Origin of the sequence: Streptomyces sp. HUAS 31, assembly GCF_028198125.1 — a bacterium.
Taxonomy (GTDB): domain Bacteria; phylum Actinomycetota; class Actinomycetes; order Streptomycetales; family Streptomycetaceae; genus Streptomyces; species Streptomyces chartreusis.
In genome coordinates this window covers 910,680-935,912 of record NZ_CP116353.1, presented here as the reverse complement: position 1 = coordinate 935,912, position 25,233 = coordinate 910,680, and the positions used below count along the sequence as shown (strand labels likewise).

Genomic DNA, 25,233 nt, shown 5'->3' with positions numbered 1-25,233 from the left:
CCCACAACCCTCGTCCATCGCGGCCGTTCCCGATCCGTCCGGCGCTGACCCCGGCGGCCTCCTGGCCCGGTTGATCGCCATCGACTCCGTCAACCCCGACCTCGTGGCCGGCGGGACGGGGGAGACCGCCGTCGCCGAGCTCTGCGGCACCTGGCTGGCCGCGCGCGGCTTCGAGATCCACCGCCTGGAACGGCGGCCCGGCCGGCCCTCGATCGTCGCGGTCGCGCGCGGCACCGGCGGCGGCCGCTCCCTGATGCTCAACGGCCGGCGCCGATCCCGCGATTCAGCCCCCGAGCACGGGCAGGACGAGCCCGCAGCGGACCGGCTTCGCGTGCTTGGGATCGAGGGCGTTGCTCACGAGTTGGGCGGCGTTGGTGTCGTAGGCGAGGGACAGATGCTCGGAGTAGTCCTCCTTGCAGATCCGCTGGATCAGGATGTTGCGCACCTTCGCGCCAGGACCGGCGGTCAGGAAGGTGTTGCGGTACGGGGTGGCGAACTCGTCGTACCGGGTGACGATCACGGTGTAGTGGACGCCGGGCTGGGTGTCCCCGTCCTTGTCGAGCTTCCGGTTCATCTCGGAGCCGACCATCTGGTCCGAGAACGCCTGACCGACGACGGCGGACACGGCCGGGTCGAGACCGAGCTGCGTCGTCAGCGTGCCGATGCCGGAGACGTTCCCGCCGTGGTTGGGAGGAGCCAGGGCGACAAGTCGACGCACCTTGTTCCGCTTCGGGTGTCCCGGGTTCGTGCCGCCTTCGAACCGCAGATACCAGCGGGGCGTCGGACCGCCGCCCTGGGAGTGCCCGACGATGTCGACCTGGCGGGCGCCGGTGGCCTTCAGGACGCGGTCGACGTAGCGCGCGACCTGCCGGGCGGCGGCCGGGATGGGGCCCGTGGCCTGGAACGGACTGCCGGGAGGTCCTCCGTAGTTGGGGGCGAAGACGCAGTAGCCCTGTCGCTTCAGCCAGGGCGACAGCATGCTCCAGTTGTTGAAGGCGTTCGCCGCGGACCCGTGGAGCAGCACCACCGGGCGGGGGTGCTTGCGCGAGGGACGGCAACTCCAGTCGTTGGACCCGGCCGGAGGGGCTTCCGGGTGGAGGAGGCCCCCGGCCAACGCCGCGGTGACGTCGAGGACCTGCCCCAGCGGACGGGGCGGCGTCGGGGTGTCGGATGTCGCCGCCTCGCCGTGGGCACCGACGGTCAGCGACAGGGCGAGGCCCGCGCAGACCGCGGCCCATCGGGCGCGCCGCCGGTTCGACCGGCTCCGGGAATCCATCCGATGCGACATCGGGCCACTCCTCGTCTCGTAGCCGGCCGAGCGCCGACGCGAAGATGATCGAGGAGCGGATCCGATGCCCACCCACCAGCCGCTCGCGGCACCTCATATGGAGCAGACCGCTTTCATCCGTCCAGCCCACGCAGGATCGGGAAGGGGCTGTCTCAGGTCGGTACCTCCAGCCACAACGTCCGGATCCCGGGAGCGTCGCGCCCCTCGACGCCCTGTGCGAGCAGGGTCAGGCCCGGCCAGCCCGGGGGTATCCAGAGCGTGTCGGGATCCCCGCCGGAGAAGGCGGGCCGGTCGCCGGTCCAGACGCGGCCGACGCACTCACCGCCGGCCCAACCCGTGACCCGTACCTGGGTGGCGTCCAGCCGGACCAGGTAACCCTCGGGGGAGGGTGGCAGGTCGATGTCGAGCCACGTCTCCTCGCCCGGCTTCAGCGTCAGTGGGAGCCGTACCGACTCCGCGGGCCCGGACCGCGCGGCGAACCCTGCGAGCAGCTCGTCGTTCTGCGCCCCGCACGACCAGTCCCTCACGGCCTCCAGCGTGAGCAGTTCGGCGCGCAGGCCCGGGGCGCTCGGGTGGTGGGGCAGGGTGACCGCGACCCGGTGGGTGCCGGCCGGCAGCAGTACCCAGGGATTCTCGGTGTGGACGGCCTCCGGTTCGCCGCCGTCCACGCTCACCCGGAGCGGCTCGATCACACCGTGCAGGTGCAGCGCCGACGGGGTGGGGGAGTGGACCGTTCGGCCGTAGGTGACCGGCTCCGCGACGCGTGTGCTGCTCCAGCCGCCGAGCACCCGGGTGGGCGCGGGGTTCCCGGCCCAGTGCCCGTCCACGGTCCACAGCGCCGACACATCCGTCGTCCCCCTCACCTTCCAGAGAGTGCCCAGGCCGCGCAGCGCACCCATCCGCAGCGCTGGCAGCCGGGCGTCGTCGAAGTTGGCGTGGCCCCAGATCTCCACCACGGCCTCGATGGCGACGCCGCCCGTCACATCACCGACTTCGATGCGCCGGGCCGCGCCGAACCCCGCGATCGCCGGGTGCGTCCGGCCCCCGACCGACAGGTCGACGATGTCCGCCGCTCCGGTGAGCAGCAGCTCGTCCACGCCGGTCAGGTCCGTGGTGGTGCGGTAGGCGCCCCGGCCCCGGTACACCCCGAGCGACTCCAGGGTCGGCGGCAGCGTGTGCCGACCGGCCGGTTCCTCGGGGGGCGCGTCGAACCGCCGCCGCACCTCGCGCACCGCCGTCGGCGCGGACTCGGCGGGCGGGCGCGGGGCGTCGCTCACCCGCACCGTGCCGTCGGCATCCACCGATCGGAGCCGCGCGGCCTCCGCGGACGGCAGCACGACGACCGTCACGCCTGTCACGGTCACCCGCTCGGACACCGGAACCTCGGCCCGCGTGCCGTCCAGTACGACGGTGACCGGGACGTCCGACGAGAACACCAGCACCCCGTCCGTCGCCGCGACGAGATCCGCCGACGCGAGGGTCAGGGTCGCGTCGATGCCCCAGGCCCCGAGCGGTACGTCCAACGCCATCAAGGGACACGATCCCGGCGCCACCGCGACCGGCACGTCCCCGACGATCGCCGTGCCCGGGTCCGCCCCGAGATGCGGTACGGCCACCAGCCGGCCGCCCTCGGGGAAGGCGAGCGCGGCGGACACCGCGCTGGTCGGGAAGTCGCACCCCGGTCGATCGTCCGGCAACACCGGTTCGGCCAGGGCGAGTTGGGCACCCCACGTGTCGAGTACCCGTGCCAGCACCTGCGCCTCGGCGTACTCCGGCCGCCGTGCGCCGGTCGACGTGACGAAACCGCCGAAGTCGTAGCCGTGGCTCATGAAGTTGCCGGGCCGTCCCCAGTTCCCGGTCGACGGCGTGTACCCGAAGTTCCAGCCGGACGACTGGAGATACGGCGCGATCAGCTTGGCACCGCTCGCCAGCAGCCGCCGCAGCGTGCGGTGGCGCCGGTTGGTCTCGGTGATCAGCAGCGGCACCCCGCGCTCCGCGACCAGGCCGGCGTACCGGCGCACCTCGGCCTCGATGTCGGGGGAGTCGTCGTCCGGGTAGAAGTTGCAGGCCGGCACCACACCGTCGACGTCCCCGGTGGCGCCCGCGAGGTCACCCTGGCCGGAGCAGGCGATCAACGGGACCGTGATGCCGTGCCCGAGTGCGGCGTCCCGCAGGGCGCCCACATAGCCCGCGCGGTCCTCGCAGTCGAAGAAGTCCAGCTCGTTCTCCAACTGCACCATGACGACGGGGCCGTTCGCCGGGTACTGCCGCTCGGCCAGCAGCGGCAGCACCTGGTCGAACCACCCGGTGACCCGCTCCAGATACCGGGGCTCGTTCTGACGGACCCTCAACTCCGGATCGAGGCCCAGCCAGGCGGGCAGGGCGCCGCCGTCCCACTCGGAGCAGATGTACGGGCCCGGCCGAGCGATGACGTACAGACCCGTCTCGTGCGCCAGGTCCAGGAACGCGGCCACGTCCCGTCGGCCCTCGAAGGACCAGTGGCCGGGGGCCGACTCGTGGAAGTTCCACGGCAGATATACGTCGACGCAGGTGTACCCCGAGGCCCGCACCTGTTCCAGCCGCTCGCGCCACTGCTCCCGGGGCAGCCGGAAGTAGAACAGCGAGGCGCACAGCAGGGTGCGCGGGCTGCCGTCGATCCACACGCCCCGGCCGTCGACGCGGACGGCTTCGATGGTCTCCGTACGGTTCACTTCACTCCCGCGCTTCCGCCGCTGATGTCCATTTCGTAGAGGTACTTCTGGCCGAGGTAGTAGACGACGATCATCGGCACCGCGAGCAGGATCGAACCGACCATGACCAGGTTCCAGGGCGGCGCCTGCATCGCCTGCGAGGTACTGGTGATGTACTGCACGCCCAGGGCCAGCGGCATCTTCGACTCGTCGTTCAGATAGATCAGGGGCCCCATGAAGTCGCCCCAGGTGTGGGTGAGCGTGAAGATGCCGATGGCGATCAGCACCGGCCTGAGCATCGGGAACATGATCCGCCGGTAGATGCCGAAGAAGCCCAGGCCGTCCACCATCGCGGCCTCGTCGAGCTGGCTGGGCAGCCGGGAGACGAACTGGCGGACCAGGAAGATGTTGAAGGCGTTGGAGGAGAAGTTCGGCACGATCAGCGGCAGGAAGGTGTTCACCCAGCCCAGATCCCGGAACAGGATGAACTGGGGGATCATCGTGATCTGCGTCGGGATCATCATCGTCGCGAGGACGACCAGAAACATCGTGCTCTTGCCCGGGGCCCGCAGCCGGGCGAAGGCGTAGCCGACGAGGCCGCTGGAGAGCACCTGCCCGGCGACCGAGAACAGCGAGATGATCACCGAGTTGATCAGGAAGGTGCCCATCGGCAGCTCGGTGCCGAACACCCGGGAGAAGTTCTCCCAGTGGAACTCGCGCGGGACGATCGTGAACGTGTTGGCGTTCACCGTCGCATCACTGGACAGTGCGATCGACCCGACGAACACCAGGGGCGTCGACAGGATCGCCGCCACGACGATCAGCGTTCCGTAGGTGAACGGGGTGGCGCGGAACGCCCGTACGGCAGAGGTCTCCCGCCGCTCTCGGCGCCCGCGCACCGATGTCGCCACGGTGGCCATCACTTCACCTCGGTTTCGTAGAACACCCAGCGCCGGGTGGTGCGGAACGCGATCACCGTGAACACCAGGATCACGGCGAACAGCAGCCATGAGATCGCCGACGCGTACCCCATGTGGTAGAAGCCGAAGGCCTGGTCGAACAGGAGCGGCACCATCGTCTGCGCCGAGTCGTACGCTCCGCGGTTGCTCTTCGGGGTCAGGATGTACACCTGCGCGAACACCTGGAACGCGTTGATCAGCCCCATGATCAGGTTGAAGAAGATGATCGGCGTCAGATGCGGCAGCGTGATGCTCCAGAACTGCCGCACCGAGTTCGCCCCGTCGACCTCCGCGGCCTCGTACAGCTCACGCGGGATGCCCTTCATCGCCGCGAGCAGCAGCACGGTCGCACTGCCCGCTCCCCACGCCGACATCAGGATCAGCGCCGGCTTCACCCAGGGGCCGTCGATCAGCCATGCCGGGCCCGAGACGCCGAAGAGTCCGAGGAAGTCGTTGACCGGGCCGGACGGCGCCAGCACCATCTTGAAGATCATCGCCGTGGCGACCAGCGGAACCAGCGTCGGCAGATAGATCAGCGTGCGGAACAACTTGCGGGCGCGCACCTGCTTGTTCAGCAGGTTCGCCAGCCACAGGCCGAGCACCAGACCGAGCGGGACCGAGACCGCGGCGTAGTAGAAGGTGTTCCACAGCGCCTTCCAGAACACCGGATCGTCGGTCAGGAGCGTGACGTAGTTCTGGAGGCCGACCCACTCCGGCGGGGTGAAGGAGTCCCAGTCGGTGAGCGAGTAGTAGATCGAAGCGATCATCGGGCCGAGCAGGAAGACCAGGAAGCCGATCACCCACGGCGAGACGAACAGATAGAAGGACAGCGCCTCACGGCGCCGCCTCCCGGAGAGTTTCGGCTTCTTCTCAGACGCGGCCTTGTCCGCGACCACCGGTGCGGTCGGCGGGGTCGGGGCCGTCGTGGTCGCCATCGCCCGTCATCCCGCGGACTTGATGAGGGACTCCAGGTTCTTCTGGAGCGCGGTGAGCGCCTTCTTGGCGCTGCGCTCCTTGCCGAGCCAGAAGTCGGCGAGCCCGCTCTCGATAGCCGCCTGCATCTCGTTCCACTCGGGTATGAACGGCGCCCGGAAGACGAACTCGCTCGACTTGGCGAACACCCCCATGTCCACCTGGGTCTTCATCCACGCGGGCTTGAGGAACGCGTCGCTCTTCTGCACCTCCAGGTTGGCCGGTACGTCCTCGCCGGAGGAGATGATCACCTGCTGCGCCTCGGGCGAGGTGAGGAAGTCGATCGCCTTGAACGCGTTGTCGGCCTGCTTGGAGCTGCGCGAGACGGCCAGACCGCTGCCGAACGCCGACACCGCCTGCTTCTTCCCGCGCCACAGCGGTGCGATGTCCCAGGCGAACTTCGTCTCCGTCAGACCCGCGATCGCCCAGAACCCGGTGGCGTTGACGGCGACCTTCTGGTTGGCGAACGCCTGGTCGCCGCCGATGTCGGCGCCCATGTCGGCGTAGTCCTTCGCGCTGGGCACGACCTTGTGCTTGAAGACCAGGTCGCCGGCCCATTGCAGGGCCTCGATCGCCTCGTCGCTGTCCACCGCGGGCCTGCCGTCGGCGTCGATGATGGCGCCGCCGTTCTGGTACACGAAGCTCCACCACTGCGGCCACCAGCCGGCACCGCCGTAGCCCCACTGCCGGCCCGGTACGGTCAGCTCCTTGAAGGCGGAGAGCGCGTCGTCCCAGGTCCACTCGGCGCTGGGCGCCTTGATGCCCTTCTTCTCGAACAGCTCCTTGTTGTAGTAGACGATCATCGCGCCGGAGCGGTCCGGGATCGCGTACAGCTCGTCCTCGTACGTGTAGATGGACCCGACCGAACCGAAGCGCTGCCCGGCGTCGAGCCCCGCCTTCCCGGCCAGGTCGTCCAGGGGCAGCAACTGGTTCTTGCCGGCGTACGTGTTGACGCTCTCGGCGACCTGCATGATGTCCGGTCCGTTGCCGCCGGCGATCATCGTCTGGACCTTCTGCGGGTACGAGTCGCTCGGGATGAGCTGGAGCTTGACCTTCAGCTCCGGGTACTTCTTCACCAGCAGGTCGATGCGGGCCTGGTACGCCTTGCGGTCCGTGTCACCGCCCCACACCGTCATCACGAGCGGACCGGCGGCGGAACCGCTGCTGGAGGAGCCGCAAGCGGTGAGGGTCACGACACCGGCCGCGACCCCGAGACCGAGGAAGCCGCGGCGGGACACCTGAAGCCTGTCAACTGGCATGGCACTACCCCTCGTTGAAGTGCGCGAACGCGCAGGGATCAGCTCTCGGCAGCCCGGGCCCGGCTTCGAGTGACGGTTAAAATAACCCTCGTAAAATCTCGCTACAAGCCCTTGTTTCGTATGAGTTTCAACTGGCACCAGCCCCACACGCCCCAAGTGCCGGGCACTTCCCAAGATTTTCCGGGCGGGTCCGGGAACTCACCGGGGTCCTCGGCCGACTTCTGTGGAGAGGCGGCTCTGCCCGCGCTCGTCCGCAGTCATCACGTCGTCGGCACAAGGGAGTCGTACGTGTCCCGCTCCACTCTGATCCGCAGTCTGCGCCGCACCGGCGTGCTCACCTCGGTCGCCCTCGCGCTGGCCGTCGCCACCGCGGGGCCGGCGGCGGCCCATGCGGAGGTGGAGGCCGAGGGCGCGCGGGCCCTCGACCAGAACGTCGAGCTGACCTTCGCCGCCGAGTCGGAGTCGGGCACGGCCGGGATCAGCAAGCTGGAGGTGATCCTGCCCGAGGGGATCGTCCCGCAGGACCTCACCTACGAAGAGGGCCCCAAGGGCTGGAAGTTCACCCCCACGGCCCGGGGCTACACGGTGTCCGGGCCGAAGCTGGCCGTCGGCGAGGACGTCGAGTACGTCCTGACCGTACGGCAGTTGCCGGACGCCAAGGAGGTGGTCTTCAAGACCCTCCAGACCTACAGCGACGGCAAGGTCGACCGCTGGATCGAGCTGGAGGAGGAGTCAGAGGGGGACGGCCACGGCCACGGTCACCCCGCGCCCCGGCTGGCGCTGAAGGCGGCCGCGCCCGGCGCCGAGTCGGTGAGCCCGACTCCCACGGAGGAACCGACGACCGCCGCCCCGTCGTCGACCGCGGCCTCGGAGGAGCCCGCCGCCCAGGGCTCCTCCGGGAAGCCCGTCGCGGAGGACACGAAGGACGACGACGGCATGTCCGTCGCCGTGCCTGTCGGCATCGCGGCGGCCGTGGTGCTGCTCGGCGGCGGCGCCTGGTGGCTGCGGAAGCGGCGCGGCGGCGCTGCCTGACGATCCCTTCGGCCCTGTTGGGTCGCTGACGGACGTCCCTGGCCCGGGCGTGTCGCCGACGGACGATCCGCGACACGCCCGGCGTCATCTCAGATGACCCCCAGGTCGAGCATGGTGTCGGCCACCCTGACGAAGCCCGCGATGTTGGCGCCGACGACGTAGTTGCCCGGGGCGCCGTACTCCTCGGCGGTCGCGCGGCAGGTGGTGTGGATGCCGGCCATGATGGCCGCGAGCCGCCGGTCGGTGTCCTCGAAGGTCCACGAGTCGCGGCCGGCGTTCTGACGCATCTCCAGCGCCGAGGTGGCGACACCGCCGGCGTTGGCCGCCTTGCCCGGGCCGAAGGCGATGCCCGCGTCCTGGAACAGTCGTACGGCCTGCGGTGTGGTGGGCATGTTGGCGCCCTCGGCCACGGCCACCACCCCAGCGGCCAGCAGGGACCGCGCCGCGCTCTCGTCCAGTTCGTTCTGGGTGGCGCAGGGCAGCGCGACCGAGCACGGCACGTCCCAGACGGAACCGCCCTCGACGTAGCGGGCCCGGCTCACCGTCTGCGTGTACTCCTTGATCCGGCCGCGCCGGACCTCCTTGATCTCCTTGACCAGCTCCACGTCGATGCCCGCCTCGTCGACCACATAGCCGCCGGAGTCCGACATCGCGACGACCCTCGCGCCGAGCTGGTGCGCCTTCTGGGCGGCGTACATGGCGACGTTGCCGGAGCCGGATATGACGATCCGCCGGCCGTCGAGGTCCTGGCCGCGTTCGGCGAGCATCTCGGAGACGAAGTAGACGGTGCCGTATCCGGTCGCCTCGGTCCGTACGTGGGAACCGCCCCAGCCGAGGCCCTTGCCGGTGAGGACACCGGACTCGTAGCGGTTGGTGATGCGCTTGTACTGGCCGAAGAGATAGCCGATCTCGCGGGTGCCGACCCCGATGTCACCGGCCGGGACGTCCGTGTGCTCGCCGAGGTGGCGGTGCAGCTCCGTCATGAAGGACTGGCAGAACCGCATGATCTCGCCGTCCGAGCGGCCCTTGGGGTCGAAGTCGGCGCCGCCCTTGCCGCCGCCGATGGGAAGCCCGGTCAGTGCGTTCTTGAAGATCTGCTCGAAGCCGAGGAACTTCACGATGCCGAGGTTCACCGACGGGTGGAAGCGCAGCCCGCCCTTGTACGGCCCGAGCGCGGAGTTGAACTCCACGCGAAAGCCCCGGTTGACCCTGACCTTGCCGGCGTCGTCGACCCACGGCACACGGAAGAGCAGCTGCCGCTCCGGCTCGCACAGCCGCTCCAGGATGTGGTGCCCGGCGTACCCGGGGTGACGGGCGAGCACCGGCTCCAGCGATTCCAGCACCTCGCGCGCGGCCTGGTGGAACTCGGACTGTGCGGGGTCCCTGGCCTGGACGGCCGCGTAGACCTCGGCGGTCAGGCGCAGGTCCGCGGGCGGCGTGTGCTGGATCGTCATGGACGTACCTCCTTGTACGACGGTGCACGCGAATGTACGGGAGATCGCGGGGCCGGTACTCAGCGGGCGGCGGGGCCACCGCTGATCGCGTCCTCGGCGTCGTGGCCGTAGATCCAGCCGTTGCGCAACAGCGGGTCCGAGTCGGCTAGGGCGGCGTCACGGCTGCGCTGCTCGGGCCCGTCGGGCAGGTGGTTGATGTCGCCGCGGGCGTGACTGACCCGCTGGAGCCGGGTGGTGCGCTCGACGCGTGCGACTTCGTAGCGCCGAAGGGCCTGTTCAGGGCCGTCGGCGGACGTGGCCAGGCAGTGGGCCAGTACGGCGGCGTCCTCGATCGACTGCGCCGCGCCCTGGGCGAAGAAGGGGAACATCGGATGCGCGGCGTCGCCGAGGAGGGTGATCCCGCCCAGGCCCCACCGCGGCAGCGGCTCCCGGTCCAGCAGCGCCCAGCGTCCGGGGGCGCCGCCCGCGGTGACGAGGTCGGTCACCCGGGGGTCCCAGCCGACGAACTCGGCACGCAGTTCCTCGACGGTGGCCGTCGCGCTCCACGACTCGTCGGTGAAGTCCCCGGCAGGGGCGACCGCGACGACGTTGACCGCGTCACCGCCGGCGATCGGGTAGTGCACGAAGTGCCGGCCGGGCCCGAGCCAGAGGGTCTGGGCGGGGCGCAGGGCGAAGTCGGGTGCCGCGTGGGCGGGCACGACGGTGCGGAACGCGCAGAGGCCGGAGTACCGCGCCGGCGCCGCCTCGGCCACCGCGTCGCGAACGACGGAGTGCACACCGTCGGCGCCGATGACGACCTCGGCCGCGACCACGCTCCCGTCGGCGAACCGCAGCACCGCACCGCCGGGCCCGGCCTTGACGGCGGTACAGCGCCGGCCCAGCCGGACCCACCCGTCGGGCACCGCCGACCTGACCGCGTCGAGCAGGTCCGCCCGGTGGACGGTGTACGTCCGCTCGCCGTAGAGCCGCTCGCACACCCCGTCCAGCCGCTCCACCGACAGCACACGCCCGTCCGCCCACCGGCGGAACTCCCAGGCCCACTTGAGCGGCACGGCCCGCCGGAGAAGCCGTTCCATGACACCGAGGCGACGCAGCAGGCGTACGGCATTGGGGGCCACGAGGATTCCGGCGCCGACCTCGGTGAGGGCGGGTGCCTGCTCGTACACGGTCGCCGACAGTCCCGCGCGGTGCAGGAAGGCGGCGGCGGTCAGCCCGCCGATGCCGCCCCCGACGATGACGATCCGCGGTCCGTGAGCCACCTCCGGCATGAGCCACTCCTGCGCTGCGAGGGAATGAGCGTCCTGGTCACACCTTGAGCCTGCCCCGCCTCTCCGAGGGAGAGGCCCGGCCGACGGTTCACGCCGACCGGGCCCCTCGTGACGGATTTCAACGGCGAGGCGTCACAGGACCGTGAGCAGTGCCCGGCCGGCGGCCCTGCCGTCCCGCAGCGGTCTGAGGGCCAGACGCATCAGGGCGAGCGCGTTGTCGTCGCCGGCGATGCGGTTGGCGCTGAGTCCGGCGCAGGTCCGGCACTGGTGGATGAGCATCCATTCGCCGTCCGGCCGCACGGTGAGGCTCAGTGCCTCCATACGGCCATGGCAGTCCGCGGCGCGATCGCCGGGGACGCGTCGGTCGACGTGCAGGCTGACCAGGCAGTTCGGGCAATGGTTGCGGTGCGCGGTGCCGGGCGCGACGAGGGACACGTCGAGTCGGCAGCCCACGCACCGGAAGTCATTGGCCCGGTGGCCGCCGTTGCCGTGCAGGACGTCCTTGGCGCGCTGTGGACGGTGCCGCGGTTTGCGGTCGCCCGTCCGGGTGCGGCGTGGCATGGCTGGTTCTCCTTTCCGTGGCGGGCGTTCAGAGGGATCCGAACGCTTCGAGAGGAAAGGGAGGCTGCGCCAGCGGGCGTACAGCCATGCGCATCAGGACGAGCTGGTTGTCGTCCGTGCACACCGGATTGGAGGTGAGCTCGCCGCAGCGGACGCAGCGGTGGACGAGCATCCAGTCACCGGTGCGCAGCACCGCGATGGCGATCGGGTTCATCCGCGCGTCGCACTCGGACCGGCCGCCGTCGACCTGGTCGATGACGTGCCGCGAGTGCAGGCAGGACGGGCAGTGGTTGCGCCGGCTGCCGTCAGGGGCCAGGGCCGACACGGTCAGCCCGCACCACACGCAGGTGAAGGTGCCGGTGCCGAGGACGTTGTTGAGGGGGTTGTGCTGGTGAGCGAGGTTGTCGCTGGACACCCGGGTGCTCCTTGCTGAGAGATGTGCGAGGACAGCAAGAGCAGGCCGAGCGGCCTCGGGACGCCCTGAATCGGTCAGGGACGGCTTACGCGGTGCGGCGAGGCGCGCTCGGCGCGGGCCGGGTCATAAACACCTTTTCCATGGGGAGTCGGGGCAAAGCGAGTGAAGTGGGCTCGCTCAAGCCTGCACGCAGGGGCGGGGCGGCGTCCACTGGTTTACACGGAGCCCCATCGGGCAATTTTGACAGGCCCTTGACAAATTTGGCGGCACCCCGCAGCATGCAAGACATCTGCGGATGCCTGCAATTCCCTTTGTTCAAGGCGTAATTTATCCGCACTGCGCATCGCATGTCACAGGGTTCGGCGGCTCCTTCGCCGTGCCCCGCACGGACACACCCCGGCAAGCGCGGCCGGCGCGCGCCTTGCCTGACACCCGCATCGTCAGGAAGGACAACCCCCCATGCTTCGGCGCCCTCGCGCGGGGCTGAGAACGCTCACCGCGCTTGCGCTCCTCCTGTCCGCCGCCGTCACGGCGGGCCCCTCGGCCGCCCCGGCCTCCGCGGCTCCGGCCGCCCTTCCGCCCGCCGACTACCAACAGGTCCAACTCGCCACCGGCGCGGCCGAGTTGGGCGAACCGATGTCCCTGGCCGTACTGCCCGACCGCTCGGTCCTGCACACCGCCCGCGACGGCACGATCCGCCTCACCGACGCCGCCGGCAACACCAAACAGGCCGCCAAGCTGGACGTCTACACCCATGACGAGGAGGGCCTCCAGGGCATCGCCGTCGACCCCTCCTTCACCGCCAACCGGTACGTCTACGTCTACTACTCGCCGAAGCTGAACACCCCGGCCGGCGACGCACCCGTCACCGGCACCGCTGCCGACTTCGAACGCTGGAAGGGACACCTCAACCTGTCCAGGTTCACGCTGCGCGGCGACGGCACCCTGGACCCGGCGAGCGAGAAGGTCGTCCTGGAGGTGCCCAACGACCGCGGCCAGTGCTGCCACGTCGGCGGCGACATGGACTTCGACGCGGCCGGGAACCTGTATCTGACCACCGGCGACGACACCAACCCGTTCGACTCCTCCGGCTACGCGCCGATCGACGAACGCACCGACCGCAACCCGCAGTTCGACGCCCAGCGCAGTTCCGGCAACACCAACGACCTGCGCGGCAAGGTGCTGCGGATCAAGCCGACCGCGGCCGGCGGCTACACCGTCCCCTCGGGCAACCTCTTCGCACCGGGCACCGCGGGCACCCGGCCCGAGATCTACGCGATGGGCTTCCGCAACCCGTTCCGGATGTCCGTCGACCGTCCCACCGGCACGGTCTACCTCGGCGACTACGGCCCCGACGCGGGCGGCACCGACGCGAACCGCGGACCGGGCGGCCAGGTCGAGTTCGACCGCATCACCGCGCCCGGCAACTACGGCTGGCCGTACTGCACCGGCACCAACACCACCGGCGAGACGTACAACGAGTACACCTTCCCCAGCGGCCCCTCCGCAGCGAAGTACGACTGCGCCGGCGGCCCCGCGAACAACTCCTTCCGAAACACCGGGCAGGCCAAGCTGCCACCCGCGAAGCCGAGCTGGATCAAGTACGGCCTGGACGGCTCGCCGCCCGAGTTCGGCGGCGGCTCCGAGTCGCCGATGGGCGGCGAGGTCTACCGGTACGACGCGAACTCGACGTCCACGGTGAAGTTCCCGCAGTCCCTCGACGGCCGCTACTTCGCCGCCGAGTACGGACGCCGCTGGATCAAGGCCGTCGAGGTCAGGAGCGACGGCTCGTACGGCACGATCGAGGACGTCCCCTGGAGCGGCACCCAGGTGATGGACACCGACTTCGGCCCCGACGGGGCGCTGTACGTCCTGGACTACGGCACCGGCAGCAACAACCAGGCCCTGTACCGCATCGAGTACATCGCGGGCAGCAACCGCAACCCCGTCGCCCAGGCGTCCGCCGACCGCACCTCCGGAGCGCTGCCGCTCGCCGTGCGGTTCTCCTCCCAGGGCAGCTCCGATCCCGAGGGCGGGGCACTGACGTACTCCTGGAACTTCGGCGACGGCACCACCTCCACCCAGGCCAACCCCAGCCACACGTACACCACCGCCGGCACCTATCGCCCCACCCTCACGGTCCGCGACCCGCAGGGGCTGACCGGCACCGCGAGCCTGGTGGTCACCGCGGGCAACACCGCGCCGACGGTGACCCTCCAACAGCCGCAGGACGGACAGCCGTTCGCCTTCGGCGACACCGTGCCGTTCAAGGTGCAGGTCAGTGATCCCGAGGACGGCACCGTCGACTGCTCCAAGGTCAAGGTCACCTATCTCCTCGGCCATGACAGCCACACCCACGCCATCACCTCCGGCAACGGCTGCGAGGGCAACCTCACCGTGCCCGCCGACGGCGAACACGACAGCGCCGCCAACCTCTACGGAGTCTTCGACGCCGAGTACACCGACGCCGGCGGCCTGACCACGCACTCCGTGCGCACCCTGCAACCCCGCCACCGGCAGGGCGAGCACTTCGGCGCCCAGTCCGGCATCCAGATCGCCGACCACGCCACCGCCGAGGGCGGCAGGACGGTCGGCTTCACCGACGACGGCGACTGGATCTCGTTCAAGCCGTACGTCCTCGCGGGCGCCACGAAGCTCACCGCCCGGGTGGCCTCAGGCGGAGCGGGCGGCACCCTCCAGGTGCGGGCAGGTTCCGCGACGGGCACGCTGCTCGGCACCGCGACCGTGCCGGTGACCGGCGGCTGGGACACCTTCACCGACGTCACCGCCAACCTATCCGGCGCGCCCGCCGGTACCACCGAGCTGTTCCTGGTGTTCCGCGGCCCGACCGGGCAGGGCAACCTCTTCGACGTCGACGCCTTCACCCTCGGCTCCGGCTCCACCACGACCACGCCGTGGGAGGCGGAGTCGTACAGCTCCGCCGCGGGCGTCCAGTCCGCGGCGCACGGCTCCGCGAGCGGCGGGCTGACGCTGGGCTACATCGACAACGGCGACTGGGCGGGCTACGCCTCCGTCTCCACCGCGGGTGCGACCTCCGCCTCCGCGCGGGTCTCCTCCGCGGGCGCCGGCGGCACGCTCCAGTTCCGCTCCGGCTCGCAGACCGGGCCACTGCTCGGTTCGGTGACCGTGCCGGTGACCGGCGGCTGGGACACCTTCACCACCGTCACCACCACGCTCAACGGCGCCGGAACGGGCCCGCTGTTCCTCACCTTCACCGGAGGCACCGGCAGCCTCTTCGACGTCGACACCTTCACGCTCGCCTCCTCGACACGAAAGGGGCGATGACCATGACCACCCTGATGCGGCTACTGCGCCGCGGCGCGACGGCCCTGGCCCTGGCCGTGCTGGGCGCCCTGCTCACCCCGGCCGGGACGGCGCACGCGGCCTCCTTCGAGGTCCTCGTGTTCTCCAGGACGGCCGGGTTCCGGCACGACGCGATCCCGGCCGGCATCGACACCCTGCGCACCCTCGGCGGGCAGAACGACTTCTCCGTCACCGCCACCGAGGACGCCGGCGCCTTCACGTCCGCGAACCTCGCCGGATACGAGGCGGTGGTGTTCCTCAACACCACGGGCGACGTCCTGAACGCCGCCCAGCAGACCGCGCTCCAGTCCTACGTCGACTCCGGCGGCGGCTACCTGGGCGTGCACGCGGCCGCCGACACCGAGTACGACTGGCCGTACTACGGACAGCTGGTCGGCGCCTGGTTCCAGAGCCATCCCGCGATCCAGCAGGCCACGATCCGCACCGAGGACCGCACCCACCCGGCCACCTCGCACCTCGGCGCGACCTGGACCCGCACGGACGAGTGGTACAACTACCGCGCCAACCCCCGCCCCCGCGTCCACGTCCTGCAGACCCTGGACGAAAGCACCTACAGCGGCGGCTCGATGGGCGCCGACCACCCCATCACCTGGTGCCACCGCCAGGGGCAGGGCCGCTCCTTCTACACCGGGCTCGGCCACACCGTCGAGTCGTACGCCGACCCGGCGTTCCGCTCCCTGCTGCTCGGCGGCGTGCGCTACGCGGCCGGGCAGGCGGCGGCCGACTGCTCCGCCCCGGCCGGCAACGGCCAGGTCGAGGCCGAGGCGTACACCTCCGCCTCCGGCGTGCAGGTCGCCGGGCACGCCCCGGCCAGCGGCGGACAGACGCTGGGCTACATCGACAACGGCGACTGGGCGGGCTACGCCTCCGTCTCCACCGCGGGAGCCAGGACGTTCACGGCGAAGGTGTCCTCGGCTGGAGCGGGCGGCACCATCGAGATCCGCTCGGGCTCGGCCACCGGCACCTTGCTCGGCAGCGTGGCGGTGCCGGTGACCGGAGGCTGGGAGACGTTCACGACCGTCACGACGACCCTGACGGGCTCCGCCTCCGGGCCGCTGTTCCTGAGATTCACCGGCGGCGGGGGAGCCCTGTTCGACGTCGACACCTTCAGTCTCGGCGCCGCGCCCACGGCCGGCGCCCTCTCCGACGACGTGCACCTCTTCTACTACTCCTGGTACGGCAGTCCCGCGGTCAACGGCGGCTGGCGGCACTGGCAGCAGGGCGGCCGCACCCCGCCCGACGACATCGGCGCCGACCTGTACCCGGCCCTCGGCCCGTACGACTCGGGCGAGGCGGGTGCCGTCGCCCGGCACATGGAGTGGGTCGCCCGGTCCGGCGCCGGCGTGATCGTCTACAGCTGGTGGGGCCGGGGAAGTTACGAGGACCGGCTGGTCGGGCGCGTGCTCGACGCGGCGCAGGAGCGGGGCATCGAGGTGGCCTGGCACCTGGAGCCGTACGCGGGCCGCACCGCCGCCTCGACGGTCGCCGACATCGAGTACATCAACAGCACCTACGGCAGCCACCCCGCCTTCCACCGCTCGGCGGAGCACGGCGGCAGAAGCGCGTTCTACGTGTTCCAGAGCCTGGACATCGCCGACTGGACGGCGCTCGACCAGGTCACCGACACGAGCATCGTGCTCGCGCAGACCACCGACACCACGAAGATCGCGCACTTCTCCGGCATGTACACCTACGACGGCATCGCGGGCGCCACGGCGCCGGGCTGGAAGCAGGCCGGCGACCATGCGCGGGCCAACGGCCTGATCTGGGCGCCGTCCGTCGCGCCGGGGTACATCGACGACCGGGCCGTGCCGGGCAACTCCACGCCCACCGTGGAGCGGGCGAACGGCGCGGCCTACGACCGGCAGTGGTCCAACGCCCTGGACCCGGCGATCGGCGGGTCACCGACCTGGGTGTCGGTCACGTCGTTCAACGAGTGGCACGAAGGAAGCTCCATCGAACCCGCCGACTCCACACCGCCCGCCGGTCGCGGCTACCGGACCTACGACGGCGCGTACGGGCAGACGGGGGAGGCGGCACAGACGGCCTACCTGGATCGCACCGCGTACTGGGTGGGCCGGTTCCGGGCGGCGTCGGGAGGCTGACGCCCCGGGCCCAGTAGAAGTGCCCGGCCGGATCCGTCCGGCCGGGCACGTGCGCTCGTCGGCGACCGGCGACCGGCGACCGGCGACCGGCGAACTGCGAGACCGGCTTTCTTCACGTCTTGACGTAAGTGTGCGGACGTTGCTTGGATCACAACTCCCGCTCCATCCCACGCTGTTGGTCCCCCACGTCAGGAGCAGCTGTGAGACGTCCCCTCACCACCTTCGCGGCCGTCGCGGTCACCACCTTGTCCGCACTGGTCGGCACCGGCCAGGCAGCGCACGGCCGGGCCGTGACCGGTACCTACTCGACCGGCGGCACACAGGCATGGCAGCCCCTGCCGACCGTCCGCGTCGGCGACGACTCCGGTGGCCCCGTCGACGCCACCGTGGTCGCCGACCCCGCCGCCACCCGGCAGAAGTACGCGGGCGTCGGCTTCTCCCTGGACGAGACGAGCGTGTCCAACCTCTGGAAGCTCACGCCCGCCGAACGGGAGCGGGCCGTCAGGCTGCTGGTCGACCCCGAACGCGGCGCGGGCCTGGACCGGTTCCGGCTGACGATCGGCAGCCCCGACCTCATCGAGCACCTGCCGTTCTGGTCGCTGGACGACCTCCCCGCCGGTGTCACCGAGGACTTCGGGCTGAAGCACTTCTCCGTCCGGCGGGACATCGACCTGCACATCATCGACACGATCAAGCTCATCCAGCGCTACAACCCCAGGGCCACGTTCTTCGCGTCGGCCTGGAGCGCGCCCGCCTGGATGAAGACCAACAACCGCTTCACCGGCGAGGTCGCGCTCAAGCCCGGCAGCACCACCGAGCACTACCAGGTCGGCAAGCTGCGCGACGACTGCATCGACGTCTTCGCGCGCTACTACGTCAAGTTCGTCCAGGCGTACGCCCGTCACGGCATCCGCGTCGACGCGCTGACCCTGCTGAACGAGCCGGGCATGGACGTCGTCTACCCGGCGATGGACATCAGCGTCGCCCAGCAGCAGAAGCTCGCCCTGGCGATCAAGCGGGAGCTGCGTGCCGCCCGGCTCGACACCCAGCTGTACCTGCACGACTTCAACTTCTGGGACTGGCGCGACCCCAACAGCACGGCAACCAAGAACTACCACCGCGTCTTCGAGGACGCCCCGGACGGCTCGGTGACCGGCGCGCAGGTCCGCGCGGCGGCGGACGGCATCGCCTTCCACCCCTACTGGGGAGACCCCGGCGTGATGCGCGACGCGCGCAAGGAGACCGGGAAGCCGGTCCACGTCACGGAGACCAGCGACCTGGCGCCCTCGACCGTCCTCGACGACTTCCGCCTCGACGCCAGTTCCTACGTCCTGTGGGCACAGACCACGGACCAGGACGGCGGGACCCTGCACTGGACGCCCGCCCGGGACAACGACATCGACTGGGAGCAGGTCGGCGCCACCACCAAGTGGCCGAACCGGCTGGTCAAGGTGAACACCGTCACGAAGGACTTCACCGTCCGCGACGAGCTGTACGGGCTCGGGCAGTTCGCGAGATACCTCGCGCCCGGCGACGTGCGGCTGGAGTCCAGCGCCACGGAGAACGGCGTCGGCAATGTGGTCTACCGCTCGCGCAACGGCGGCTATGTCGCCGTCCTCGGCAACAGCACCGGCTCCGACAGCCGGGTCCGGGTCGTCGTCGGCGGCCAGAAGTTCGTGGTGACCGTGCCGGCCGGCTCCTTCGCCACGTACCGCTGGAAGGGGCAGGACTCCCGGGACTGAGAGCACCGGCGCGTCGCCGACCGCTCATCGCATCCGGGTGGTCTCCAGCAACTCGTGCGCCATCTCCCGCGCGGGCCCTGCGGTGTGGTCGGCGACGCGCCGGAACGTCTCCTGCGCGGGACGGGCCGGCCACTGTGGGGGCAGGTGCCGGGCCGGCAGCCGGGGGTCCGCGCGGATCGTCCAGAGCCACTCGCTGACCAGCCGCAGCCGGGTTCCGATCGGGTCGTCGCCGGCCCCGGCGTCGAGGTGCGCGGTCCAGCGCTTGTCGAAGAGCACGTAGCGCGCGGCGATGCTCTCCAGGTCCCAGGTGTCGCGGATCATCAGCGCGATGTCGGTGGCCACGTCCGCCTGCGCGTGGAAGATCTTGACGTGGGCGGCGAGGCCGAGCTCCTCGACGACGCCGGAGACGTCGATGTTCCCGGGCGCGATCCACAGCCCGCTGTACAGCGCGCCGAACCCGGACCAGGTGAGCCGGGAGCGCAGGTCGTGACGCTGGCGCTTCCAGGAGTCCGGCAGGGAGAAACCGAGCAGGGTCCAGGAGCCGTCCCAGTCGTCGTTGACCGCGCCCTGCCGCCAGATGCGGGTGCGGCCGTCCTGAAGGACGCGCGTGGCCTGCGAGGTCAGCCCGAAGAACATCCTGCGGCCCTCGCGCCGGCGCCGCAGCAGACCCCGGTTGACCATCCGGGTCAGGGTGGAGCGCACGGCCTGCTCGCCGACGCCGACACGGCCGAGCACATCGATGATGCTGCCGGAGTAGACACCCACGTCGCCCTCCTCCAGGACGTGGTTGCCGAAGAAGGCGAGCATGAGCGACTGCGGGCGCGGCTGCGGGCCCTCCGCGGTGTCCTGAGCGTCCAGGATGTCGTCGTCCTCCACGCTGGCAAGGGTACGGCCGCCCGCCGAGGGCGCGACGGGCGGCCGTACGGCTTCATCGGCCGTCGGCCGGGTGGGCGAGGTCGTAGGGGCGCAGGTAGGGGGTGGGGCGGTACGGCACATAGCGGGTCGGCGTGGTCGGATCGGCCTTCGCGGCACGGGAGTTGAGGGAGGCCGCGTCGGTCCTCTCCCACCTGCCCTCGGTGAGGCGGTCCTCCAGGGTGCGCAGGGCGGCGAGCTGCTCGGCGGGGCTGAAGGTGCAGTGGCCGGCGTTGTCGGTGTACGCCTGCCGCAGCAGGGAGGCCGACCCGGCGGCGGTGACGGCCCGCTTCAGGGCGCTCTCCGTCTGGACGGGGACGAGGGCGTCGCCGACGGTGTGGACGGACAGCTGCGGCTTGGTCAGCTCGCCCGTGAACGAGCTCGTGGCGGCCATCCAGGCGACCGCCTTCGGATCGGCGCCGATGCGGGGGGCGCGGTCGAGCGTGGCGAGGTCGGCCCTGAGGGACAGCCCCGCTTTCTCGTACAGCTCGGTCACCTCCTTGCGGACGGAGGACGCGCCGAGGAGCTTCGCGTAGTCGACGCCGGTGTTCCAGGACATGTTGCCGCCCGCGCGGGCCTCGGACTCCTGCCGCCGGTTGAAGGCGGCGACCTTCAGCAGGCCCTTGACGGCCTCGTACTGGTTGGCCTGCTGGGCGTCCAGGTCGGCAGGGGCCGGCCGGGGCTGCGTCGGCTGGTTCCAGACGGGGATGTTGTGCAGGGCGGCGGCCAGCGCGATCCGGGCCCGCCCCTGCGCCGTCGTCTGCGCCGAGTCGACCACGGCGCTCAGTGCGCCGGCCGCGGCGTCGGCGGCCGACTGACTGCCGATGTTCACCAGCGGCACACCGGAGTCAGGCGCGAGGAGCGTCTTGAGGGCGAAGACGGGGTCGAGGGTGTTGTTCCAGTTGGCGACGCCGCCGTGCACCAGACCGCACAGGGAGAGCGAGCCGTCGATCCGCTCCGGATGGCGCTCGGCGATGGCGGTGGTGACCAGCCCGCCGTACGACCGCCCCCAGGCGATGGTGCGGGAGGCCGTGCCGAAGCGGTCGGTGAAGGCGGTGAGCGTGGCGAGCTGGTCGGGCACCGCGTCCGTCACCGCCCAGCCCGTGGTGGCGTACGAGGAGCCGGCGAGGGCGTAACCCCGCTTCAGGAGCAGGGCCTTCGTGGCGTCGTCCGGGGCGTCCTGGGCGGGGTTGGCCGGGCCGGACGTATAGCCGTGGCTGAACAGCAGGACAGTGCCGTTCCATCGGGCGGGCACGTCCATCAAGTACGTGGCGCCGGAGGGGAGTCGACCGTCCACGTGGGTGGTGTCCCCGGTGGCGGCGGCCGCCGAGGTGGGCAGGGCGCCGGCGGCGAGCAGGAGGGCCGCCGCGAAGGCCGTGCGGCTGGCGGTCGTCATGCGGTGATCTCCTCCGGGCGGGCGGTGGCGGGGCGTTCGGGGGCGGCGCCGGACAGGGACGTACGGCTCGTCTCGCGCACGAACCACACGGTCAGCGCGGTGATGAGGGAGCCGCCGCACAGCAGCAGCGCCACCGGCGTGCCGTTGCCGCTGCCGGCGACCAGACTGCCGGCGATCATGGGCGAGAAGCCGGCGCCGATGAGGGTGGCGCCCTGGTATCCGAGGGAGGCGCCGGTGTAGCGCACCCGCGTGCCGAACATCTCGGTGAGCAGGGCGCCCAGCGGGCCGTACATGGCGGACTGGGCGATGCCGTGGCCGATGACGACGGCGAGGATCAGCGCGCCCGGCGACTTCGAGTCGATCAGCGCGAGGACGGGGAAGGCGGTGGCCGCCGACAGGACGGCTCCGGTGAGGACGACCGGGCGGCGGCCCACCCGGTCGGAGAGCGCGGAGGCGCAGGGCAGCACCACGAGGGCGACGGCGGCGGAGACGGTCAGCGCGGTGAGCACCTGCGGGCGGGCGTAGCCGATGCCGGTGGCGTACGCGATGAGGTAACTGGTCAGCAGCGACTGGGCGGTGAACGCGCCGATGCCGACGCAGCAGGCCAGCAGCAGCGGCCGGGGACGTCGCAGCACGTCGAGGATCGGCAGCCGGGACTCGGCGCGGTCCTTCTTCACCTCGGCGAACAGCGGGCTCTCGACCACCTTCAGCCGGACGAACAGGCCCACGCCCAGCAGCACCACGCTCAGCAGGAACGGCACACGCCAGCCCCAGGCCGTGAACTGGTCCCTGGGCATGGCGACCACGAGGGTGACGACGAGCGAGGACAGCAGGGAGCCGAGCGGTGCTCCCATCTGCGTGAAGCTGGACCACAGCCCGCGGCGCCGCTCCCCGGCGTGCTCCACGACCATCAGCGTGGCGCCGCCCCACTCGCCGCCGATGGCGATGCCCTGGAGGACCCGCAGGGCGATCAGCAGGACCGGCGCCCAGACGCCGACCGTGTCGTACGTCGGCAGCAGGCCGATGAGGAAGCTGGCGCCGCCCATCAGGCCCATGGTGAGCAGCAGCATCGACTTGCGGCCGAGCCGGTCGCCGAAGTGCCCGAAGACGATCCCGCCGAGCGGGCGGGCGACATAGCCGGCGGCGAAGGTGCCGAACGCGGCGATGGTGCCGACGGCGGGATCGGCACCCGGGAAGAACAGCTCGCCGAAGACCAGCGCGGCGACGGTGCCGTAGACGAGGAAGTCGTAGAACTCGACGGCCGTGCCCAGCAGCCCGGACAGCGCGACTCTGCGCAGCTGCCGGGTTCGCTCGGAGGGCGTGGACGGCGACGGTGATGCGACGGGGGACGAAGGCATCGCGGTCTCCCTTGACCGGGGGAAGGACACCGCGAAAGTAGGCGCTGTAGTGACTGTCGTCAATAAAGTGCACAACATCGACTGGGTCGGAGGCGTCAGGTCCCGGGCTGCGGGCGGACCGTGAGGATCTGCTGCGCCTGACCGACCGGACCGTCGACGTCGTGCAGGACCGTGCTGGTCAGGCCCTGGCCGGTCGGGCCGAAGGTGACGGTCGTGTCCAGTCCGGTCCAGGTGCCGTGCGGTTGGCGGTGCAGGTGGACGGTCAGGTCGACGTTGGGGAACATCCACGCGCCGGGCGGCTGCCGTACGGCGATGCCGTTGGCGGTGTCGACGAGGGCGAGGTATGACGCGAGCGGGCTGACGGGGACGCCGGCCACCAGCTCCAGGGGCGTGGAGATCCAGGCGGTGGTGCGACCGGGGCGGGGCGGTGCCACCGGGCGCACGTCGAGGGAGGCGATGTAGCCGCCGGACCAGACCTCGGTCATCGGCCACGGGTCGAGCGCCTCGGGCGGGGTGAGGCGGTCGGCGGGGCCGCCCGCGACCTCGGCGGTGTCGAGCCGGGCCAGATACCAGGCGCGCGCCCGCACCACCGGACGGTCCGCGATCCGCACGACCGCTTCGAGGAGTTGGATGGTCCGCCCGGGACGGACGGTCTCCACCTCGATCTCGCACTCGTCGAGCGCGAGCCGGCCGAGGATGTCGTAGCTGATCCGGGCGAGGACGAGCCCGTCGTCCGGGGCGCCGGCGCGGTGGCGGTCGAGGGCGTGCACGACCAGCCCACCCAGCGGGCTGAAGTGCTGCTCGTCGCGGTGCCAGGCGCCGCTCGCGTGCGATGTCGGCTTGAAGCGGCGGTCGTCCATGGCTTCGAAGTAGCTTTCGGGGGTCAACGGACGGTTCTCCCAGGGGTGTTCGGCGGACGGTGCGCGGGTTCGGTCAGAGGGCGTTGAGCAGGACGACATAGACGGCCGTGCCCGCCCCGACGCTCAGGATGGTGCGGCGGCCGAAGGCCAGATGGGCGCCGATGGTCACCGCGACGGCGAGCAGCGCGTACCCCGTTCCGTGCGGGTCTGTCGTGATCGTGCCGTGCAGCGCGGTCACCGCGAGGACGGCGAGGATGCCCACCGGCATCCACACCGCCAGCCGCCGCACCACGGCCGACTCGCGCAGCCGCCCGAGCACGGCGAAGGGCACGGCGCGCAGGGCGAGCGTGATGCCGAAGACGATCGCCAGCACAGCGAGGAGATACGGGGTGCTAGGCATGCGCGGCCTCCTGGGCGGTGTCGCGGGCGGTGAGAAGGTGACGGACCAGAAGCAGGCAGACGAACAGCAGCAGCGCCGTGAACATGGCCATGCCCGGCGTGACGACGAGGGCGACGGCGGCGCTCGCGCCCGCGAGCAGCAGGGACGGCAGCTCCTTGCGCGAGCGGAACGCGTCCAGGGTGAGCACCGTGAACAGCGCGCACAGCGCGAACTCCAGGCCCTTGACCGGTGCGGGCAGGACCGAGCCGAGCGCGACGCCGACCAGACCGCCGCCCACCCAGTACGCCTCGCACGCGATCTGCATGGCCAGCAGTCGGGGTGCCGAGCGCTCGTGCTCGGGCAGGGCCGCGTTGACCGCGTACACCTCGTCGATCATCGCGTAGACGGCGTACGCCTTCGCCACCGGGTGCCGGACCAGGTGCAGCGGGAAGGAGAACGCGTAGAACACGTGCCGGAAGTTGACCACCAGAACCGTCAGCGCGACCGCCGCGAGCGGGGTGACGGTGGCCACCATGCCCACGAGCAGCAGCTCCAGGGAGCCGGCGAACGCGGCGAGGGAGAGCGCGGGCGCCAGCCACCAGGGCAGTCCGGCCTGGACGATCAGCAGGCCGAGGGCGATACCGAGGGGGAAGATGCCGAGGCCGGCCGAGAAGGAGTCGCGTATGCCCCGGGATATGTGTTCCGTTCGTTCCACTGCTCCATCGTCCCGCAGAAGCCGCGACATGTGGTTGCGAAGATTGCCCGGATCGGTGCTCGCAGAGCAATAATATTTACGTGGACGCGATCGACGAAGCAATCATTGCCGAGCTGGAGCGGGACGGACGGCTGACCAACGTGGAGCTGGCCCAGCGGGTCGGGCTGACCACGGGGCCGTGTCTGCGCCGGGTCCAGCGGCTGGAGGCCGACGGCGTCATCCGCGGCTACCGCGCCGTGATCGACCCGGCGTCGGTGGGCCGCTCCTTCGAGGTCCTGATCGACCTCGGCCTCGAATCGCAGGACGCGGAGACGGTCGAGCACTTCGAGCGGACCCTGGCCGAGGCCGAGGAGGTGCTCGAGCTGCGTCGGATGTTCGGCAGCCCCGACTACTTCGTGCGGGTGGCCGTCGCCGACCTGCCCGCGTACGAGGCGTTCCTCAGCGGGCGGGTCATGACGATCCCCCGGATCAAGAACGTGACCTCGCACTTCACGATGAAGACCATCAAGCCCGCCCCGTAGGG

20 protein-coding genes are annotated in these 25,233 nt (G+C 71.0%); 5 read left to right on the top strand and 15 right to left on the bottom strand.

Features of this window, described 5'->3' with window-relative positions; all coding sequences use genetic code 11:
- Positions 1–283 precede the first annotated feature (283 nt).
- The 5 genes from PGH47_RS03895 to PGH47_RS03875 all read right to left on the bottom strand — a co-directional run bounded on the left by PGH47_RS03895 (position 284) and on the right by PGH47_RS03875 (position 7,168).
- A complete protein-coding gene (locus PGH47_RS03895) occupies positions 284–1,288 on the bottom strand; it encodes an esterase/lipase family protein (RefSeq protein ID WP_271662231.1) in 1,005 nt (334 codons plus the stop codon).
- Between the two features lie 152 nt (positions 1,289–1,440).
- Positions 1,441–3,999: a beta-galactosidase gene (locus tag PGH47_RS03890; protein ID WP_271662230.1), complete on the bottom strand. Its 2,559-nt coding sequence runs from the start codon at positions 3,997–3,999 to the stop codon at positions 1,441–1,443.
- On the bottom strand, positions 3,996–4,898 hold the full coding sequence (locus PGH47_RS03885) for a carbohydrate ABC transporter permease (protein WP_271662229.1): 903 nt from the start codon (positions 4,896–4,898) through the stop codon (positions 3,996–3,998). The genes PGH47_RS03890 and PGH47_RS03885 overlap by 4 nt, the downstream gene beginning before the upstream one ends.
- Entirely contained in the window at positions 4,898–5,872 is a 975-nt protein-coding gene (locus PGH47_RS03880) for a carbohydrate ABC transporter permease (RefSeq protein ID WP_271662228.1), read from the bottom strand. Before PGH47_RS03880 ends, PGH47_RS03885 begins: the two co-directional genes overlap by 1 nt.
- Positions 5,873–5,878: 6 nt before the next feature.
- The gene (locus PGH47_RS03875; protein WP_271662227.1) at positions 5,879–7,168 is read right to left on the bottom strand and encodes an ABC transporter substrate-binding protein; all 1,290 of its coding nucleotides are present in this window, start codon (positions 7,166–7,168) and stop codon (positions 5,879–5,881) included.
- A gap of 288 nt (positions 7,169–7,456) precedes the next feature.
- Here PGH47_RS03875 and PGH47_RS03870 point away from each other — a divergent pair, with 288 nt between their 5' ends.
- Positions 7,457–8,200: a DUF1775 domain-containing protein gene (locus tag PGH47_RS03870; RefSeq protein ID WP_271662226.1), complete on the top strand. Its 744-nt coding sequence runs from the start codon at positions 7,457–7,459 to the stop codon at positions 8,198–8,200.
- An 89-nt stretch (positions 8,201–8,289) separates the two neighbouring features.
- Here PGH47_RS03870 and gdhA read toward each other — a convergent pair whose 3' ends face one another.
- From gdhA to PGH47_RS03850, 4 genes are all read right to left on the bottom strand, one after another.
- Positions 8,290–9,654 carry an NADP-specific glutamate dehydrogenase gene (gene gdhA, locus PGH47_RS03865; RefSeq protein ID WP_271662225.1) on the bottom strand — a complete coding sequence of 455 codons (1,365 nt, stop codon included), beginning with the start codon at positions 9,652–9,654 and terminating at the stop codon, positions 8,290–8,292.
- 59 nt (positions 9,655–9,713) lie between these two features.
- On the bottom strand, positions 9,714–10,922 hold the full coding sequence (locus PGH47_RS03860; protein ID WP_271662224.1) for an FAD-dependent monooxygenase: 1,209 nt from the start codon (positions 10,920–10,922) through the stop codon (positions 9,714–9,716).
- Between the two features lie 132 nt (positions 10,923–11,054).
- Positions 11,055–11,483: an RNHCP domain-containing protein gene (locus tag PGH47_RS03855; protein WP_271662223.1), complete on the bottom strand. Its 429-nt coding sequence runs from the start codon at positions 11,481–11,483 to the stop codon at positions 11,055–11,057.
- 28 nt (positions 11,484–11,511) lie between these two features.
- A complete protein-coding gene (locus PGH47_RS03850; RefSeq protein ID WP_271662222.1) occupies positions 11,512–11,898 on the bottom strand; it encodes an RNHCP domain-containing protein in 387 nt (128 codons plus the stop codon).
- 459 nt (positions 11,899–12,357) lie between these two features.
- Here PGH47_RS03850 and PGH47_RS03845 point away from each other — a divergent pair, with 459 nt between their 5' ends.
- The 3 genes from PGH47_RS03845 (at position 12,358) to PGH47_RS03835 (ending at position 19,090) form a co-directional block, all read left to right on the top strand.
- Complete coding sequence (locus PGH47_RS03845) at positions 12,358–15,204, top strand: carbohydrate-binding protein (protein WP_271662221.1); 2,847 nt, start codon at positions 12,358–12,360, stop codon at positions 15,202–15,204.
- A 2-nt stretch (positions 15,205–15,206) separates the two neighbouring features.
- Positions 15,207–17,348 (top strand): ThuA domain-containing protein, encoded by a 2,142-nt coding sequence (locus tag PGH47_RS03840; protein ID WP_443048465.1) that lies wholly within the window; start codon positions 15,207–15,209, stop codon positions 17,346–17,348.
- A 200-nt stretch (positions 17,349–17,548) separates the two neighbouring features.
- Positions 17,549–19,090: a glycoside hydrolase family 30 protein gene (locus tag PGH47_RS03835; RefSeq protein ID WP_271662220.1), complete on the top strand. Its 1,542-nt coding sequence runs from the start codon at positions 17,549–17,551 to the stop codon at positions 19,088–19,090.
- A 24-nt stretch (positions 19,091–19,114) separates the two neighbouring features.
- On the opposite strand, the gene PGH47_RS03830 is transcribed toward PGH47_RS03835, so the two are convergent.
- From PGH47_RS03830 to PGH47_RS03805, 6 genes are all read right to left on the bottom strand, one after another.
- Positions 19,115–19,966: a PaaX family transcriptional regulator gene (locus PGH47_RS03830; protein ID WP_271662219.1), complete on the bottom strand. Its 852-nt coding sequence runs from the start codon at positions 19,964–19,966 to the stop codon at positions 19,115–19,117.
- 52 nt (positions 19,967–20,018) lie between these two features.
- Entirely contained in the window at positions 20,019–21,398 is a 1,380-nt protein-coding gene (locus PGH47_RS03825) for a prolyl oligopeptidase family serine peptidase (protein WP_271662218.1), read from the bottom strand.
- Positions 21,395–22,756, bottom strand: coding sequence for an MFS transporter (locus PGH47_RS03820; protein WP_271662217.1), 1,362 nt, complete (start codon positions 22,754–22,756; stop codon positions 21,395–21,397). Before PGH47_RS03820 ends, PGH47_RS03825 begins: the two co-directional genes overlap by 4 nt.
- A gap of 95 nt (positions 22,757–22,851) precedes the next feature.
- Positions 22,852–23,616 carry a thioesterase family protein gene (locus tag PGH47_RS03815; RefSeq protein WP_271667974.1) on the bottom strand — a complete coding sequence of 255 codons (765 nt, stop codon included), beginning with the start codon at positions 23,614–23,616 and terminating at the stop codon, positions 22,852–22,854.
- A gap of 73 nt (positions 23,617–23,689) precedes the next feature.
- Positions 23,690–24,016, bottom strand: coding sequence for a branched-chain amino acid transporter permease (locus PGH47_RS03810; protein WP_271662216.1), 327 nt, complete (start codon positions 24,014–24,016; stop codon positions 23,690–23,692).
- Positions 24,009–24,710 carry an AzlC family ABC transporter permease gene (locus PGH47_RS03805; RefSeq protein WP_271662215.1) on the bottom strand — a complete coding sequence of 234 codons (702 nt, stop codon included), beginning with the start codon at positions 24,708–24,710 and terminating at the stop codon, positions 24,009–24,011. The genes PGH47_RS03810 and PGH47_RS03805 overlap by 8 nt, the downstream gene beginning before the upstream one ends.
- An 80-nt stretch (positions 24,711–24,790) precedes the next feature.
- On the opposite strand from PGH47_RS03805, the gene PGH47_RS03800 reads away from it, so the two are divergent.
- Positions 24,791–25,231, top strand: a complete 441-nt coding sequence (locus PGH47_RS03800; protein WP_271662214.1) for an Lrp/AsnC family transcriptional regulator — start codon at positions 24,791–24,793, stop codon at positions 25,229–25,231.
- The last annotated feature ends 2 nt before the right edge of the window (positions 25,232–25,233 follow it).